The sequence below is a fragment of the Croceicoccus estronivorus genome, assembly GCF_001625325.1.
In the GTDB taxonomy this organism is placed as follows: domain Bacteria; phylum Pseudomonadota; class Alphaproteobacteria; order Sphingomonadales; family Sphingomonadaceae; genus Caenibius; species Caenibius estronivorus.
The window spans coordinates 1-17,094 of the sequence record NZ_JRQQ01000009.1; the positions used below are offsets into that span (position 1 = coordinate 1).

The following is a 17,094-nucleotide window of genomic DNA, read 5'->3' on the forward strand; positions in this document are numbered from 1 at the left end:
AAGGCAAATCTATCCGAACCGTCGTCGTCTTTTAAAAAACAACAAGTTCACACGGAGATACAATTCATGTTCAGTCACGTGATGGTCGGTTCAAACGACATTGATCGTTCGAAGAAATTCTATGATGCGCTGTTTGCGGCGATGGGCGGCAACCCCGCCATTGTCGATCCCAAGGGACGGCTGATCTATATCCACAATGACGGGATGTTCCTGGTCAGCAAACCGATTGACGGGGAAGCGGCCTGTCACGCGAACGGCGGTACGATCGGCTTTAACGTCGACAATCCGGAACAGGCCGATGCCTGGCATGCGGCGGGCGTCGCCAACGGGGGCAAGTCGATCGAAGATCCGCCGGGTGCGCGTGAAGGCGGTCACGGCAAGCTCTACCTTGCCTACTTGCGCGATCCGGATGGCAACAAACTGTGCGCCACGTACCGAATGTGATCGCCTTGGATACCGTTTCCATCAACAAGGCGCACGGTGGCGTCCAGGGGGTGTACAGTCACCCCTCGGACGTTACCGGAACGCCGATGACCTTTTCGGTCTTCGTGCCGGACCATGCACCTGGGGCCAGCCTGCCGGTTCTGTGGTATCTGTCGGGCCTGACCTGCACCCATGCCAATGTCACGGAAAAGGGTGAGTATCGTGCGGCCTGCGCCGAGCACGGCATTATATTCGTTGCGCCTGATACGTCGCCGCGCGGTGATGAAGTGCCTGACGACGAAGCCTACGATTTCGGCAAGGGGGCGGGATTTTATGTCGATGCGACGCAGGAACCGTGGGCGGCGAACTTCCGCATGCGCAGCTATATCGAGCAGGAACTGCCCGCACTGATCGCCGGGAATTTCCCGGTCGATATGGCGAGACAGGGCATTACCGGCCATTCGATGGGCGGCCATGGCGCCCTGACGATTGCCTTGCGCAATCCCGACCGGTTTCGTTCGGTCAGCGCATTTTCGCCTATTGTCAGCCCGTTGAATTGCCCTTGGGGTGAGAAGGCCTTGACCGGCTATATCGGTGCCGACCGGGCGGCGTGGCGTGCATACGATGCCTGTGCGCTGATCGACGACGGCGCGCGTGTGCCCGCCTTGCTGGTGGATCAGGGCACGGCGGACAATTTCCTGCAGGAACAGCTCAAGACCCATCTGCTGCAAGAAGCGGTCGAGCGTGCGGGGATGCAGGCGACCATTCGGATGCAGGAAGGATACGATCATTCGTACTATTTCATCTCGACATTCATGGCAGGTCATGTTGCGTGGCATGCCGAAAGGCTGAACGCCGGAGAATGACGGGATGAACCGAGAGCAGGCCCTTGGAGAGATCATCGCGCGCCATGCGGGGCGCGAAGGCCCGTTGCTGCCGATCCTGCATGACGTGCAGCGCGAACTGGGTTGTGTGGACGATGCGGTGGAAGCGACGATTGCGGCAGAGCTCAATCTCAGCCGGGCGGAAGTGCATGGGGTGGTCAGCTTCTATCACGATTTCCATGCAGAAGCCGATGACCGGCCCGAAGTGCAGGTATGCCGTGCCGAGGCATGCAAGGCTCGTGGTGTGGAGGCCTTGATCGCCGGTGCCGAGGCTGCGGCCGGTACGCGGGTGCGGCTGTCGACAGTCTATTGCCTTGGCCTTTGCAGTGTCGGGCCCAATGCGCGCGTGGGAGATCGCCTTCATGCGCGGTTGGATACCGGTTCGCTCAAGCGGTTGATCGAATCCGTATGAGTGTGGTGCGTATCTCGGACGACGCGCTGGCGCGGGCTTGCGGAGCGGATGAGCTGGCGGCTGCCTTTACGCGCGCGGGTGCGGAAGTGGAGCGGGTATCGAGCTGGGGCATGCATTGGCTTGAACCGCTGGTCGAGGTGAGTGGGGTCGGCTATGGCCCGGCCACTATCGACGACGTTGCTGCCATTCTCGACGGCAGTAGCGACAAGGCAATCGGACGGATCGATCAGCACCCCTTTATCGTGAACCAGCAGCGCCTGACCTTCGCCCGGGCGGGCAGGACGCGTCCGTTGAGTCTGGAAGACTATGCGGCAACCGGGGGCTGGCAGGGGTTGGAACGTGCGAGAGCGATCGGCCCGGAAAAAACGATCGAGGAAGTGATTACTTCCGGCCTGCGGGGCCGGGGCGGGGCGGGCTTTCCCGCTGGTATAAAGTGGCAGACCGTCGCCAAAGCGGCGGCTGCGCGCAAATATGTCGTGTGCAACGCGGACGAGGGCGACAGCGGTACTTTTGCCGACCGGATGCTGATGGAAGGCGATCCGTTCGCCATCATCGAAGGCATGGCGATTGCTGCCCATGCAGTGGGCGCGCATCATGGCTACATCTATGTCCGCAGCGAATATCCCGACGCCATCGGCACGCTGGAAGCGGCCATTGCCCTGTCTGCAAGCAAGGTCGCGCCATTCGAACTGGAAGTGCGCGCGGGGGCGGGAGCTTATGTTTGCGGTGAGGAAACGTCGCTGCTCAACAGCCTTGAGGGCAAGCGGGGCGAGGTGCGTGCGAAACCGCCCCTGCCGGCCTTGAAAGGACTGTTCGGGTGTCCGACTGTCGTCAATAACGTCCTGACGCTGACTGCGATTCCCCATATCGTCGCGGAAGGGGGGGCAGAGGAATACGCGCGCCTGGGCATAGATCGTTCGCGCGGGACGAAGCCGATACAGATCGCCGGCAACGTCAGGCATGGCGGGCTCTATGAGACTGCATTCGGGATCACTCTGCGCGAGCTTGTCTACGACATTGGCGGCGGCACGGCCTCGGGCCGCCCGGTCAAGGCTGTGCAGGTCGGTGGGCCGCTGGGCGCGTATATTCATCCGGACCAGTTTGACCTGCCGTTCGACTATGAAGCCTATGCCGCGGCCGATGCGCTGATTGGGCATGGTGGCGTCGTGGTATTCGATGATACCGCGGACATGGCCGACATGGCGCGCTTCGCTCTCGAATTCTGTGCGGCCGAAAGTTGCGGCAAGTGTACGCCTTGCCGGATTGGCGCAGTCCGCGGGGTGGAGATCGTCGATCGTATTCGTGCCGGTGGGCGCGGCCGTGACCGGGTGGAAAGCCTGCCGCAAATGCACAATGCAGCGAAAGCAGGCCGGGGGCGAAGGGAACAGGTCGCCCTGCTGGAGGATTTGTGCGATACTATGAAATATGGTTCGCTCTGTGCCTTGGGTGGTTTCACACCTTATCCGGTGTTGAGCGCTCTCAGGCACTGGCCCGCTGATTTCGGCCATTCGGGCGAACCGGAGAATGCCGATGGGATATGAACCGCAACCGGATTTCGGAACGCCGGAAGTCCGTTCCGAGAAGACGGTAACACTGACTGTCGACGGGCGCGATGTGGCCGTGCCCGAAGGGACCAGCGTCATGCGCGCCGCGGCGTCATGCGGCGGCTCGATTCCCAAGCTGTGTGCGACCGACAGTCTGGAAAGTTTCGGCTCCTGCCGTCTGTGTCTGGTTGAGATCGACGGGATGCGCGGGACGCCTGCATCCTGCACTACCCCGGTTGCCGAAGGCATGGTGGTTCATACCCAGACGGAACGGCTGGCGAAGCTGCGACGCGGGGTGATGGAACTGTATATTTCCGACCACCCGCTCGATTGCCTGACGTGCAGCGCCAACAACGATTGCGAGTTGCAGGATATGGCCGCCGCTGTCGGCCTGCGTGATGTGCGATATGGCTACGACGGTGAAAACCACCTTGGACAAGCGGTCGATCTGTCCAATCCCTATTTCCTGTTCGCCCCTGTCAAATGCATTACCTGTTCGCGTTGCGTCCGGGCCTGTGACGAGGTGCAGGGGACGCTTGCCCTGACCGTCGAAGGGCGCGGTTTCGGTTCAGCGATCAGCGCAGGGCAGGCGGGTGACGATTTCCTTTCCAGCGAGTGTGTCAGTTGCGGGGCCTGCGTGCAGGCCTGCCCGACCAGCGCACTGATGGAAAAATCGGTCAAGCAACTGGGCAAGCCGGAACGCTCCGTCGTCACCACTTGCGCCTATTGCGGGGTGGGCTGCACTTTCCGTGCGGAAATGAAAGGCGAACAGCTCGTCCGCATGGTGCCGTGGAAGGATGGCAAGGCCAATCGCGGCCATAGCTGCGTCAAGGGCCGCTTTGCCTGGGGTTATGCCAACCATCAGGACCGGATCACCAAGCCGATGATCCGCGAGACGATCGATCAGCCGTGGCGAGAGGTCGATTGGGAAGAGGCGCTGGCGTTCACCGCCGGGCGGTTGAACGCGATCAAGGCGCAGCATGGCGCCCGCGCGCTGGGCGGGATCACTTCCAGCCGGTGTACGAATGAAGAGGCCTATCTCGTTCAGAAGCTGGTGCGTGGCGGGTTCGGTTCCAACAATGTCGATACCTGCGCACGGGTGTGCCACTCGCCAACCGGCTATGGATTGAAAACCACGTTCGGGACGAGCGCGGGCACGCAGGATTTCGATTCGGTGATGGATGCCGATGTGATCCTGGTGATCGGGGCCAATCCCACCGATGCGCATCCGGTCTTCGCGAGCCGGATGAAACGCCGTTTGCGTCAGGGGGCGAAGCTGATCGTGATCGATCCCCGCCGGATCGATCTGGTCCGTTCGCCGCATATCGCAGCGGCGCATCATCTACCGCTGCAGCCCGGCACCAATGTCGCCGTGCTGACTGCAATGGCACATGTCATCGTGACCGAAGGGCTGGCCGACGAAGCGTTCATTCGCGAACGTTGTGATTGGGACGAATACCGGGACTGGGCACAGTTCGTCGCGGACGAACGTCATAGCCCGGAATTTCTTGAACCGGTGACGAAAGTCCCGGCGGACGAATTGCGCGCGGCGGCACGGCTCTATGCCACTGGCGGCAATGGGGCGATCTATTACGGTCTCGGCGTGACGGAACATTCGCAAGGGTCATCCACCGTGATGGCAATTGCCAACCTTGCGATGGCGACCGGCAATATCGGGCGGCCCGGCGTTGGGGTAAATCCCTTGCGCGGGCAGAACAATGTGCAGGGCAGTTGCGACATGGGCAGCTTCCCGCATGAGCTGTCCGGCTATCGCCATATTTCGGATCAGGCGACGCGCGACCTGTTCGAACAGGACTGGGGCGTAACGCTCGATCCTGAACCGGGCTTGCGGATCAACAACATGCTCGATGCCGCGGTCGACGGCAGCTTCAAGGCGATCTACATTCAGGGGGAGGACATTCTGCAGTCCGATCCCAACACCCATCATGTCGCCGCAGGGCTGGCGGCGATGGAATGCGTGATCGTGCACGACCTGTTTCTGAACGAGACGGCCAATTACGCCCATGTCTTCCTGCCGGGCAGTACCTTCCTGGAAAAGGACGGAACATTCACCAATGCGGAACGGCGGATCCAGCCGGTGCGAAAGGTGATGGAACCGGCCAACGGCTATGCCGATTGGGAAGTGACGCAGGAATTGGCCAACGCGATGGGCCTAGGGTGGACTTATTCCCACCCGAAGGAAGTGCTGGCGGAAATAGCGCGCCTGACCCCGACTTTCGCAGGCGTTTCATGGGAAAGGCTGTGCGAGGAAGGTTCCCTGCAGTGGCCGGTGAACGAACAGTATCCCGATGGGGCGCCGGTGATGCATGTGGATGGGTTCGTTCGCGGCAAGGGCAAGTTCGTGGTGACCGAATATGTCCCAACCGATGAGAAAACCGGACCGCGGTTTCCGCTTCTGCTCACGACCGGACGCATTCTCAGCCAGTACAATGTCGGTGCGCAGACCCGGCGCACGGCGAATGTGGCTTGGCATGAGGAAGACCTGCTCGAAATACACCCGGCCGATGCAGATAACCGCGGTCTGGCCGATGGCGACTGGGCGCGTCTGGCCAGTCGGACCGGGGAAACCACTTTGCGTGTGAAAGTGACCGACCGGGTTGCGCCGGGCGTGGTCTATACCACGTTTCATCATCCGGCGACGCAGGCCAATGTCGTCACTACCGACTATTCCGACTGGGCGACAAACTGCCCGGAATACAAGGTAACGGCAGTGCAGGTCATGCCATCCAACGGGCCGAGCGAATGGCAGGAAGACTATGCCGCATTGTCCGCCCGTTCGCGCCGGATCTCGCACGATGGGCAGGTGGAGCCCGCCGAATGACAGGTGGCTGCTAATGGACGGGGCGAAGCTGCGCCGCATGGCGGACCAGATTGCCGCGAATTTCGTTGCCCTGGGCGAAGAGCAGGCGATCGCTCAGACGGCTGAACATATCCGATTGTTCTGGGATCCGCGTATGAAGGCGCAGATTCTGGCTGAGGATCCTGCCGGTTTGTCGCCCGTCGCCTGTGCCGCCGTGCGACAGCTTGCAGGTTGAATTGCAGGGATGGCCAAAGCCATCGAGATCGCCTGTGACGGCTCCCATAGGGAAATCGTACGCACGTGGGTTCCGGAAGCGCCCGTAGCACTGGAATTCAATGGGCTCGCCTATGCCGTGATGATGGCGACCCCTGTCGACCTTGAAGATTTTGCACTCGGCTTTGCCCTGACGGAGGGGTTGGCGCAGACGGTGGCGGATTGCACCGATATTGCCGTGGCGGAAGTCGAGAAGGGCTGGATTGTCCGTGCTTCCCTGCATGGGCTTGGCGTTACGCAATTGACCGATCGGGTGCGTACCAGAGTGGCGGAATCCTCCTGCGGTCTATGCGGCATCGAAAATCTGGAAGCGGTCGCGCGACCGTTGCCCAAGGTTGCAGAGCATGAGCTGATCACGCCCGCTGCCATATTTTGCGCGCGAATGGAATTGCCGGAGCATCAGCCCCTGGGGCGCGAAACGGGTTCCGCCCATGCGGCGGCTTTCGCCAACAGGGAGGGGCGCATCCTCCATGCACGGGAAGATGTCGGTCGGCACAATGCGTTGGACAAGCTGGTCGGTGCGCTGGCGCGTGCCGGGCAGGACCCGGCGGATGGCTTCATCCTTTCGAGTGCGCGCTGTTCCTACGAAATCGTCGAAAAGGCTGTGCGTGCGGGTGCGACATGCCTTGCCACCATCTCCCTGCCCACAACTCTTGCTGTGGAACGCGCGGCAGGCGCGGGGCTGTCGCTTTATTCCCTGGCGAGGGACGATAGCGTGTTGTCAGTCGTCGAGAACTGAAGGGCAACGTTCAGGACAGGGGCGCGGGGACGGAAGGCAACATGCCCGCCCGGTCGAGCGCTTCGCCCAGTTGCAGGACCGCATCGTGTAGCGGTTCACGGCACCCTTCCCCGGCAATGAGGAACAGCGTCGTTTCCAGGGTATCCGCTCGCGGTCCGCGAATTTGGGACAGGATGGCCAGCACCAGTGCTTCTCCTTCCGCCACGTCGGGGCAGCAAAAGGGAGCGAATGGCAGATCCTGCCTGGCATGAGTCGATAGCAGGCCCATCATGCGATGGAACGGCGCAAGAGCGGGGACCAGCCCCCGTTCCGCCAGTGCTCCGCCGAGCGCCGCCACCGGGCACATGCGGGCTTCCACTGCGGCAACCCATCTGCGCATCGCCCAGACAAGCACTTTTCCGCCTTCATCAAGGCTCGCGATCGGACGGTCGAGATAGGCATACATCGGCATCGGGCTCCGCGAATCGTCTTTCTTGCCATGTTAGGCATTAATGATAATTATTCGCAAGAGCGAATTGTGCGTCATGTGTGGATTGCCCTAGGCGGGGGCTTCTCCTCCTGTTCGCGGCGCGTCCCATCTGTTATTCCGCCGGCGTCCGGTCAGGGCATACGAGATGGATGTGGAAGGGATGATGATGAGCGAAGTGCTGACGACGCGCGTGGCGGGCAATATCGGGATTGTGGAGATTGCTTCGCCGCCGGTGAATGCGCTGTCCACTGCCGTTCGCGCGGCGGTGATTGAGGGATTGCGTGTCCATAATGCGGACGATGCCGTGGCCGCGATTGTCATCCTGTGCGCCGGGCGAACCTTTTTTGCCGGGGCCGATATTGCCGAATTCGATCACCTGCCGATCAAACAGCCCGATTTCGACGCCCTGATGACAACAGCGGAATCATCGCCCAAGCCGGTTGTGGCGGCAATTCATGGCACGGCGCTGGGTGGCGGGTTTGAGCTGGCGCTGGCCTGTAATTATCGTGTTGCCGTCCCCTCCGCCAAGGTGGGATTTCCGGAAGTGCATCTCGGTCTGTTGCCCGGTGCCGGGGGCACTCAGCGTTTGCCGCGTCTGATCGGGACGGGTGCTGCGCTCGACCTTATCTTGTCCGGCAAGCCGGTGCCCGCGGCCAAGGCGGCAGAAATGGGTGTGGTCGATCTGTTGGCGGAAGAGGGCAAGCTGGAAGAAACCGCGATTGCTTTCGCGCAGGATGTAGCGGCCAAGGGCGCGCCGTGGCCGAAAGTCCGCGACAGGGCCGTTGCCGGCGGGCTCGACGAGATTGAGGCGATCAAGGCAAAGCACAAACGGCAATTCAAGGGTTTCAAGGCGCCCGGGCATATCGTGCAGGCACTGGAAGCGGCAGTGACCTTGCCGTTCGAAGAGGGCCTGCGCCGCGAACAGGAACTGTTCGGTGAACTGCTCATCTCACGCGAAAGCGCGGCCCAGCGGCATGTCTTCTTCGCCCAGCGGCTTACGGCCAAGGTCCCTGATATCGGGAAGGACGTTCCGATTCTGCCGATCCGCAAGGTCGGCGTGATCGGCGCCGGGACAATGGGCGGCGGTATCACGATGAATTTCCTCCAGGCGGGAGTTCCGGTGACGCTGGTCGAAATGAAGCAGGAAGCGCTCGACCGTGGGATCGCCACGATCCGCAAGAACTACGAACGCACGGCCGCCAAGGGCCGGATGACCATGGAACAGGTCGACAAGCTCATGAGCCTCATCGATCCGGTGCTTTCGCTCGATGCACTGGCCGATGTGGATCTGGTTGTCGAAGCGGTGTTCGAAGAAATCTCGATCAAGAAGGACATTTTCGGGCAGCTCGACGGCATCTGCCGGGAAGGCGCGATTCTTGCCTCGAACACGTCCTTTCTCGATCTCGACGATATCGCATCTGCCACCAGTCGCCCGGAATGGGTTGTGGGAATGCATTTCTTCTCCCCCGCCAACGTGATGCCGCTGCTGGAGGTCGTGCGCGGTGCGAAGACCGGCAAGGAAGTGATCGCCACTGTTATGAAGCTGGCGGGCACGATCCGGAAGACGCCTGTGCTGGCGGGCGTCTGCCACGGCTTCATCGCCAATCGCATCATGGAACACCTGATCGTACAGTCTCAGCAAATGGTCCTTGAAGGCGTACCGCTGCGGACGATCGACAAGGTGATGAATGATTATGGCTTCGCTATGGGGCCGATCGCCATGCTCGATCTGATCGGGCTCGACGTGCTCGTGCATGGTGCGTCCGGACGCACATTGATGGGGGATTTCGTTGCCGCCGGGCGCCGTGGCCAAAAGACCGGCAAGGGCTTTTACGACTATGATGCCGATCGCAAGGCCACCCTCTCGGACGAAGCGGCGAAAATCATTGGCGACTTCGCAACCTATACCGGAATCGCCCCGGACCCGGGCCAGAGCGAAGAAAATATTCGCCAGCGGTTGCTTTATCCGGTGGTGAACGAGGGTGCGAAATGCCTCGAAGAAGGCATTGCCCTACGCGCGTCGGACATCGATGTCGCTGCAATCCTAGGGTACAACTGGCCTGTCTTTACTGGCGGCCCGATGTTCTGGGGCGATACGATAGGCGCTGCCACGCTGCTGCAAGGCCTGAAAGACCTGGAAGGCCGTTATGGTTCGGCATTCACGCCTGCCGCTCTGGTGCAAAAGCTGGCGACGGAGGGAGGGCGTTTCGTCAATCGCTGATCGGCGACACCCCGGTTCATCGCAGTTTCAAGCCTGATCGCCGCAGGACTATCCCTGCGGCGACAGAAAACGCTTGCCAAACCCCCTTCATGTAACGTTATATCATTCCATGATTCACGCCAAGCCGCATCGAGGGGTTCGCGGCCTTACCCTCTCTTCCGCCTGCCTTGCCATTCTTGCCGTTCCGCTTCCCGCGCTTGCGCAGGAGGCCTCCGACGGGAAATATCATGACAAGGCTTCTGACGAGATCATTGTGACGGCGGCGCTTCCGTCCCGCCGGGAAGACATGCTGTCCAGTGTCGCGGTGGTGCAGGGGCCGGAATTGACTCAGGCCCTGCGCGCCTCAATCGGGGAAACTCTGGACCGGACACCGGGTGTTTCGGCCACATCGTTCGGCCCCACCGCTTCGCGCCCGGTGTTGCGCGGCTTGCAGGGGGAGCGGGTGCGTCTGTTGACCGATGGGATCGGGTCGATCGACGTCTCCAATACGTCAGCCGATCACGCAGCCGCCGTGAACCCCCTGCTGGCCGAACGGATCGAGGTGCTGCGCGGGCCGCAGTCGCTTCTCTACGGATCGTCTGCAATCGGCGGGGTGGTCAATGTAATCGACAGCCGTATTCCCGTGGCGGTGCCGGACGAGCCGATTCATATCGGAGGCTTGGCCTCCTATGGCTCGGCCGCCAATGAGCGCTCGGTTGCCGGCACGGTCGATGTGCCGATCGGTGGGAACTGGGTCGCTCATGCCGATGGCAGCTATCTCAAGAGCGATAATATGCGCATCGGCGGCCATGCGCTGACGCCCGCGCTTCGCCAACAGGCGTTGGACTCTGCCGGGTTGCCGCCGGACTCTGATGAAGCGGAGCCTATCGATTTCGCAGCAAACGCCGCAGTGAAGGGCAAGCTGCCCAACTCCGCCAGCGAGACGTGGGCGGCCGGTGCCGGTCTTGCCTACATTGGCGATCAGGGCAATTTCGGCGTTTCCTATAGCCACTATGACAGCCTCTATGGAATACCGGTCCGCTTCGCGACGGAACCGGGGCAGGAGCAGGAAGCGCCGCGGCTCGACCTCGTCCAGAACCGCTTCGATGCGCGGGCCGAACTGGAGACGGGCGGAAACATACTCGACAAGATCAGCTTCCGTGGGGGGTATGCGAAATATCGCCACTATGAGCTGGAGGAAGACGGCGGCATCGGGACAGCATTCTACAACCGCGGGTTCGAAGGGCGTCTCGAGCTGACTCAGGCCGCGCATGGCGCGTGGCATGGCGTAACGGGGGCGCAGTATTCCCAGCGGCGGTTCAACGTCGTGGGCGACGAAGCCTTCCTGCCGCGCAATCAGAGCGACGAGCTTGGATTGTTCACCTTCCAGCAGCTCGATTACGGCGCGCTCAAGCTGGAAGGCGGGTTGCGTTACGAACGGAGTGTTCACGAAGGGAAACCCACTGCCGATCAGCCGCAGTTCTTTGCCGGAAAGCGCAGCTTCGACACTTTGTCGGGGTCATTGGGCGGCAGCTACGCTTTTGCTCAGGGGTGGCGGTTCGGGCTCAATCTATCGCGTACGTCACGTGCCCCTGCCGCTGAAGAACTGTTCGCCAATGGCCCCCATGCGGGAACCGAGGCCTACGAGATCGGTGATCCGGGCCTTTCCCCCGAACGCTCCTGGGGCGTGGAAGCGATCCTGCGTGGCAGTGGCGAGGGATACAGCTTCGAGGCATCGGCCTACCACAGCTGGTTTACAGGCTTCATCTATCAGACCCGCAATGGCGAATACGAGGATGGGCTCCCGGTCTACGAAACCAATCAGAGCGATGCCCGCTATTATGGATTCGAAGTGCAGGGCAGCCTGACGCTCGCCCATTTCGGTGAAACCACGCTGGTGGTCGACGCGCTGGCCGATTACGTACACGCCACGATCAAGAGCGAGGGCCCCGCCCCACGCATTCCTCCCTTGCGTATGCTCGGCGGGCTGGCCCTGAAGGCGAAAAGTATCGACGGCCGTCTGGAAGTCGAACGGGTCACGGGACAGGATCGCGTGGCACAGTTCGAAACATCCACTCCCGGCTTTACCTTGGTCAATGCGGAGCTGAATTGGCGGCCATGGGGTGATGAGCGCCCGCTAAGCTTCGCGCTTTCGGCCAATAATATCTTCGACGTGGTGGCGCGCCGCCATGCCTCGTTCCTGAAGGACTACGCCCCGCTTACCGGGCGCGATATCCGGATTACCGCGCGAGTGAGCCTCTAATCACAGGATGCAAATGCGGCGTGGAGGGATGCTGGGCGTCTCTCCACGTCGTTGGCGCAAAACATGTCGCATGTTCCGGCACGTCAAAGCTTGGGCAGAGTCACTCCGCGCTGGCCCATGTATTTGCCGGACCGTTCGGCATAGCTGGTCTCGCAAGGCTCGTTGCCTTTGAGGAACAGGAACTGGCATGCACCTTCGTTGGCGTAGATCTTGGCAGGCAATGGCGTCGTATTGGAAAATTCCAGTGTGACGTGGCCTTCCCATTCCGGTTCCAGCGGTGTGACGTTCACGATGATCCCACACCGCGCATACGTCGATTTGCCCAGGCAGATCACCAGCACGTCGCGCGGAATGCGGAAATATTCCACGGTGCGTGCGAGAACGAAACTGTTGGGCGGAATAACGCAGACGTCGGTCTTGCGATCGACGAAGCTGTTGGACGAAAAGTCCTTGGGATCGACCAGCGCATTGTCGACATTGGTGAAGATCTTGAACTCGTCCGCAACGCGCGCGTCGTAACCGTAGGACGACAGGCCGTAACTGATACAGCCTTCCCGTTTCTGCCCTTCCACGAAAGGCTCGATCATTCCACTGTGCCGGACTTCGTTCCGGATCCATCTGTCGCTGAGAATCGCCATATGCCTGTGATTCACCACTGACGCGCGCGGGGCAAGGCGGACTGGATCAAAGCCGGTGATATTCGCGGTACCAATCCACAAATTTCGGCACGCCCTGCTCGATGGAAGTGGTGGGCTCGTAACCGAGATCGCGCTGGATCGCCGCGATGTCGGCATATGTCTTGTGCACGTCGCCCGGCTGCATGGGCAACATTTCGAGCTGCGCCTTTGCGCCGCACGCCTCCTCCAGCAATCCGATGACTTTCATCAGCGGTTCGGAGCGATGATTGCCGATGTTGTAAAGAGCGTGGGGCTTCACGCTGCCGCCCGCTTTCTCCTGCCCGTCGTCGGCGGGCGGGTGATCGAGGCAGGCGATCACACCGGCGATGATGTCGTCGATGTAAGTGAAGTCGCGATACATATCGCCGTGGTTGAACACGGGGATCGGCTTCCCCGCGAGGATGTTGGCCGTGAACTTCCACATCATCATGTCCGGCCGCCCCCATGGCCCGTAGACGGTGAAGAAGCGTAGCCCGGTCAATGGGATGCGATAGAGATGGGCGTAGGTCTCGCTCATCAGCTCATCCGCTTTCTTGGTTGCGGCATACAGCGAAACGGGATGGTCCGCGCGATCTTCGACTGCGAACGGCAGCTTTGCGTTGCCGCCATAGACGGAACTGGAACTGGCATAGACCATGTGTTCCACCTCGCGATGGCGGGCAATTTCCATCAGGTTGACATGGCCGACGAGGTTGGAATGGACGTAGGCGTGGGGGTTTTCGATCGAATAGCGCACACCTGCCTGTGCCCCGAGATGGACGATCCTGTCGAAATCGAGCCCTTCCAATGCATGCCGGAGCGCCGCCATGTCTGCAAAGTCGAGCGGGAGGGAAGCGAACCGGTTGCCACCCGATTTCACCAACCGGTCACAGCGGGCCCGCTTCAGGGCAACATCGTAATAGGGATCGAGGCAGTCGATGCCGATCACCCGATCGCCGCGTGCAAGCAATGCCTCGCACAAGGCGGCGCCGATGAACCCGGCCGCTCCGGTTACGAGTACGCGCATGCCAATTTCTCCACTGCCCTGCCGGGTAGCGGGCTTATAGGCGGCCAACCCGAAAAAGCCATTCCCGCTGAGTGGCACCGGCGAACAGCCATGAGGCGTAACGGTCGATTAACCATCAGGGAGGGATAAGGCCCCCGATAAGGGGACCGGCCGGATGGAAGACCTGCTCGCCGAATTCGTGGCCGAGACACGGGAAATGCTGGACGCGCTTGCCGGTGAGATTGTCGCCTGGGAAGCCGATCCGGCCGATCGCGCGCGGCTGGATGCCATATTCCGCTTCGTCCATACGGTGAAAGGCAATTGCGGTTTCTTTGACTTTCCCCGGCTCGCGGCTCTGAGCCACGCTGCGGAAGATGCCTTGTCCGATGTTCGCGCCGGACGACGGGAAGCGGAGCCGGAACTGGTCAGCGCAGTGCTGGCGATTCTCGATCGCATTGGAGAGATTGCCATTGCTGCCGAAGCGGGTGAGGAATTGCCCGAGAGCGGAGATGAAGCGCTGATCGCGGCGCTGGCGCCGGATGCGACCGATGCACGGGAAAGGCGTCGTGAACCTGTGGCCGCAGTGGGTGGGATTGGCGGAGGCCGTCCTCGCCAGGCGGCTAATGGGACACGCACGATCCGCCTGTCAGTGGATCTGCTCGACCGTGTGATGGGCGGTGTGTCCGACATGGCCGTAGTCCGCAACCTTCTGGCGCGTCGTCTGCAGGAAACAGGAGACGCGGATCTCGAAGCGCAGTTCCGCCGCCTGTCGGCCTTGCTGGACGATGTGCGCGATGCCATTGCCCGGACGCGTATGCAGCGCATCGATACACTGTTTTCGGCCTTTCCCCGTCTGGTGCGGGATCTGTCGGCGGAGCTGGGCAAGCAGGTCGCGGTCGAAATCGAAAATGGCGCGGTGGAGATCGACCGCGAAATGATTGATCTGATCCGCGATCCGCTGGTCCATATTATCCGGAATGCGGTCGACCACGGGATCGAAAGCCCTGCGGAACGGCTGGCCGCAGGAAAGCCGGAGACGGGCATTCTGACTATTTCGGCACGTCAGACGGGCAATGTCATCCGTATCGCAATTGCCGACGATGGGCGGGGGATCGATGCGGACAAACTCACGCAGAAAGCTGTCGCGGCTGGTTTCATTGACGCTGAGGAAGTGGAAACCCTCTCACGCCAACAGCGTTTCGGCCTGATTTGCGAGCCGGGCCTGTCGACACGGGACAAGGCGACCGGGGTTTCCGGCCGTGGCGTCGGGATGGATGTCGTGCGGGCCAATATCGAACAGTTCGGTGGTTCGCTATTCATATTCAGCACGCCCGGCTCGGGAACGCATTTCGTTATCGACGTTCCGCTCACGCTCAGCATCGTTCCATCGCTTACTGTCGGTATCGCCGGGCAGACTTTTGCGATCACGCGTTCTTACGTGGAAGAAATCGTACGTGTGGATCAGGATGGTGTAGAACTGGCCGACCTGGGTGGGAAAAGCCATGTCACTGTGCGCAACCGGCGCGTGCCGTGCTTTTCCCTGCGCAAGGTCATGGGCCTCGATGAACGCGCAATAGGGCCGGGCCAGCTTCTGGTCGTGATGGCTCTGGTGGGGGGTGATCGCCTCGCACTCGCCGTCGACGATGTGTTGGATCATGTCGAACTGGTCGTCAAACCGATGGCGCCGCAAGTGATGGCCACCGGGCTGTATGCAGGGATGGCGCAGAGGGATGACGGCAGTCCGGTGCTGATGCTGGACGCGGCCGGCATCGCTCGCGCCGTCGGGGTGCTGAGCGGGATAGCAGACCGGACATCGGGCAACTGGCCGACTGTTGCTGCGGAACCGGAGCGGCCGCGTGCGCAAGTGCTCCTGTTCATTGGGCTCGATGGCCGCCGCCGTGCCGTGCCGATAGGTATCGTGCGGCGGGTGGAGGACGTGGCCGCCTCCGCCGCGCGGCTGGCAGATGGCATGGCCCAGATTGCAATAGAGGAAACGCTCTATCCGTTAGCTGGTGTGGACGACGCGGAGCTGCGGGATGATCGCATTTGCCTGTTTCTGCTCCACGATGGGCAGTCCGAACTGGCTTATGCTTTCCATCGGATGCTCGACATCGTCTCGGTCGACGAAAGCATTCTCGGAGCGGATGGGGCAGGGAGCATTCCCGGTGTCGCCCTGATCGAAGGGCAGCCGACCGAGCTGCTCGATTGCCATGGCCTGTTTGCGGCGCATGGCCATGCCGCAGCTTCGGAAAATCCGCCGGTCTGCCGCCTGCCGGCAAATGACCGCTGGTTTCAGGATTTCCTTCGCCCGCTCGTCGAAGCTGCGGGTTATCGGGTGGTGAGCGATACGGACGAGGCAAAGGCGGATATCGCCATCGCCGCCTGCGAGGAGGCCAGGACAGAACTGGAAGGCACCCGTGCGATCTTGCTTCGTGCGACGCCGGAAGAAGCGCCGGGTTCGACAGATAATACGATCTACCGATATGATCGGGAAGCTCTCATGGCGGCGCTAAAGGCAGCTGGTGAAAGGCGGCGCGCATGAGCGACCTCCTGCTTGTCGTGACTATCGGTGGCCATCGGGCGGCCATCCGGGCGGTCGAAGTGGGATCGGTGATCGCGCTGGATACGATTGCGCCGGTTCCTCGTGCACCATCCCATATCGCGGGCCTTTCCGTCTTGCGCAGCCGGGCCCTGACCGTGATCGATTGCGCCTGTTCGCTTGAGCTTCCACCCGGACCGCAAAGCAGGAAGAGCGGCACTTGCACAGTGGCGGCCATCGAGCATGACGGCCATCTGTATGGCCTGCTGGTCGATACGATAGACGAAGTCGTGGAGGCGGTAAGCGTATCCGCAGATCCGCAGATCAGCCCGCAAGCGGGCTGGAAACGCGCCACTCTTGGTATCGCGGACACTGCGCTCGGCCCGCTGCTCTTGCTGGATATTGCGGCGCTCATTGCGGGACCGCCACAGGAGAAGGCAGCTTAAGCGATTAGTTACCGTGCCCTGCCATAGTGGAATACAACTATGGGGAAGTGCGGATGAAGACGTGCCTTATCGTCGATGATTCGCGGGTGATCCGAAAGGTGTCGCGCAATATCATCGAATCTCTGGGCCTTGCCGCCGAAGAGGCGGGGGACGGGCGCGAAGCGCTTGAGCGTTGCGAAGAGGCGATGCCCGATGTGATCCTGCTGGATTGGAACATGCCGGTGATGGATGGCATTGAATTCATTACCGAACTACGAGGAAGGCCTCAGGGCGACCAGCCAAAGGTCGTGTTCTGTACGACCGAAAACGATGTCGCGCACATTCGCGAGGCGATCGAGGCAGGCGCCAACGAATATGTAATGAAGCCGTTCGACCAGGAAACATTGCAGATGAAGCTCCAGCTTGTCGGCGTTGCCTGA

At 61.3% G+C, this 17,094-nt stretch carries 15 protein-coding genes; 12 read left to right on the forward strand and 3 right to left on the reverse strand.

What is annotated here, in order from left to right; genetic code table 11:
- Positions 1-66: 66 nt before the first annotated feature.
- Genes MB02_RS13775 through fdhD form a run of 7 tightly spaced genes read left to right on the forward strand, consistent with a single transcriptional unit; the run spans position 67 to position 7,096 of the window.
- On the forward strand, positions 67-444 hold the full coding sequence (locus MB02_RS13775) for a VOC family protein (RefSeq protein ID WP_067538791.1): 378 nt from the start codon (positions 67-69) through the stop codon (positions 442-444).
- Positions 444-1,289: an S-formylglutathione hydrolase gene (gene fghA, locus MB02_RS13780; RefSeq protein WP_067539265.1), complete on the forward strand. Its 846-nt coding sequence runs from the start codon at positions 444-446 to the stop codon at positions 1,287-1,289. Before MB02_RS13775 ends, fghA begins: the two co-directional genes overlap by 1 nt.
- 4 nt (positions 1,290-1,293) lie before the next feature.
- Positions 1,294-1,719: an NAD(P)H-dependent oxidoreductase subunit E gene (locus MB02_RS13785; protein WP_067538793.1), complete on the forward strand. Its 426-nt coding sequence runs from the start codon at positions 1,294-1,296 to the stop codon at positions 1,717-1,719.
- Complete coding sequence (locus MB02_RS13790; RefSeq protein ID WP_067538796.1) at positions 1,716-3,260, forward strand: NADH-ubiquinone oxidoreductase-F iron-sulfur binding region domain-containing protein; 1,545 nt, start codon at positions 1,716-1,718, stop codon at positions 3,258-3,260. The genes MB02_RS13785 and MB02_RS13790 overlap by 4 nt, the downstream gene beginning before the upstream one ends.
- Positions 3,250-6,105 (forward strand): formate dehydrogenase subunit alpha, encoded by a 2,856-nt coding sequence (gene fdhF / locus MB02_RS13795; protein WP_067539268.1) that lies wholly within the window; start codon positions 3,250-3,252, stop codon positions 6,103-6,105. Before MB02_RS13790 ends, fdhF begins: the two co-directional genes overlap by 11 nt.
- Positions 6,106-6,118: 13 nt before the next feature.
- A complete protein-coding gene (locus MB02_RS13800) occupies positions 6,119-6,319 on the forward strand; it encodes a formate dehydrogenase subunit delta (RefSeq protein WP_235829527.1) in 201 nt (66 codons plus the stop codon).
- Positions 6,320-6,328: 9 nt separating this feature from the next.
- The gene (fdhD, locus tag MB02_RS13805; protein WP_067538798.1) at positions 6,329-7,096 is read left to right on the forward strand and encodes a formate dehydrogenase accessory sulfurtransferase FdhD; all 768 of its coding nucleotides are present in this window, start codon (positions 6,329-6,331) and stop codon (positions 7,094-7,096) included.
- Between the two features lie 10 nt (positions 7,097-7,106).
- On the opposite strand, the gene MB02_RS13810 is transcribed toward fdhD, so the two are convergent.
- On the reverse strand, positions 7,107-7,547 hold the full coding sequence (locus MB02_RS13810) for a hypothetical protein (RefSeq protein ID WP_082826202.1): 441 nt from the start codon (positions 7,545-7,547) through the stop codon (positions 7,107-7,109).
- 184 nt (positions 7,548-7,731) lie between these two features.
- Between MB02_RS13810 and MB02_RS13815 the strand changes: the two genes are divergently transcribed.
- Together MB02_RS13815 and MB02_RS13820 are read left to right on the forward strand one after the other, a co-directional pair.
- The gene (locus MB02_RS13815) at positions 7,732-9,786 is read left to right on the forward strand and encodes a 3-hydroxyacyl-CoA dehydrogenase NAD-binding domain-containing protein (protein WP_067539277.1); all 2,055 of its coding nucleotides are present in this window, start codon (positions 7,732-7,734) and stop codon (positions 9,784-9,786) included.
- 109 nt (positions 9,787-9,895) lie between these two features.
- On the forward strand, positions 9,896-12,028 hold the full coding sequence (locus MB02_RS13820; RefSeq protein WP_067538802.1) for a TonB-dependent receptor: 2,133 nt from the start codon (positions 9,896-9,898) through the stop codon (positions 12,026-12,028).
- A gap of 83 nt (positions 12,029-12,111) precedes the next feature.
- Here the strand turns inward: MB02_RS13820 and dcd are convergent, their stop codons facing one another.
- Both dcd and MB02_RS13830 read right to left on the reverse strand, forming a co-directional pair.
- On the reverse strand, positions 12,112-12,666 hold the full coding sequence (gene dcd, locus MB02_RS13825; RefSeq protein ID WP_067538804.1) for a dCTP deaminase: 555 nt from the start codon (positions 12,664-12,666) through the stop codon (positions 12,112-12,114).
- Between the two features lie 46 nt (positions 12,667-12,712).
- Positions 12,713-13,711 (reverse strand): GDP-mannose 4,6-dehydratase, encoded by a 999-nt coding sequence (locus MB02_RS13830; RefSeq protein WP_067538806.1) that lies wholly within the window; start codon positions 13,709-13,711, stop codon positions 12,713-12,715.
- Between the two features lie 154 nt (positions 13,712-13,865).
- On the opposite strand from MB02_RS13830, the gene MB02_RS13835 reads away from it, so the two are divergent.
- From MB02_RS13835 to MB02_RS13845, 3 genes are read left to right on the forward strand one after another with little or no spacing between them, the layout of a single operon-like run.
- Positions 13,866-16,232 (forward strand): chemotaxis protein CheA, encoded by a 2,367-nt coding sequence (locus tag MB02_RS13835; RefSeq protein WP_067538809.1) that lies wholly within the window; start codon positions 13,866-13,868, stop codon positions 16,230-16,232.
- A complete protein-coding gene (locus MB02_RS13840) occupies positions 16,229-16,675 on the forward strand; it encodes a chemotaxis protein CheW (RefSeq protein ID WP_067538812.1) in 447 nt (148 codons plus the stop codon). Before MB02_RS13835 ends, MB02_RS13840 begins: the two co-directional genes overlap by 4 nt.
- 53 nt (positions 16,676-16,728) lie before the next feature.
- Positions 16,729-17,094 (forward strand): response regulator, encoded by a 366-nt coding sequence (locus tag MB02_RS13845; RefSeq protein WP_067538820.1) that lies wholly within the window; start codon positions 16,729-16,731, stop codon positions 17,092-17,094.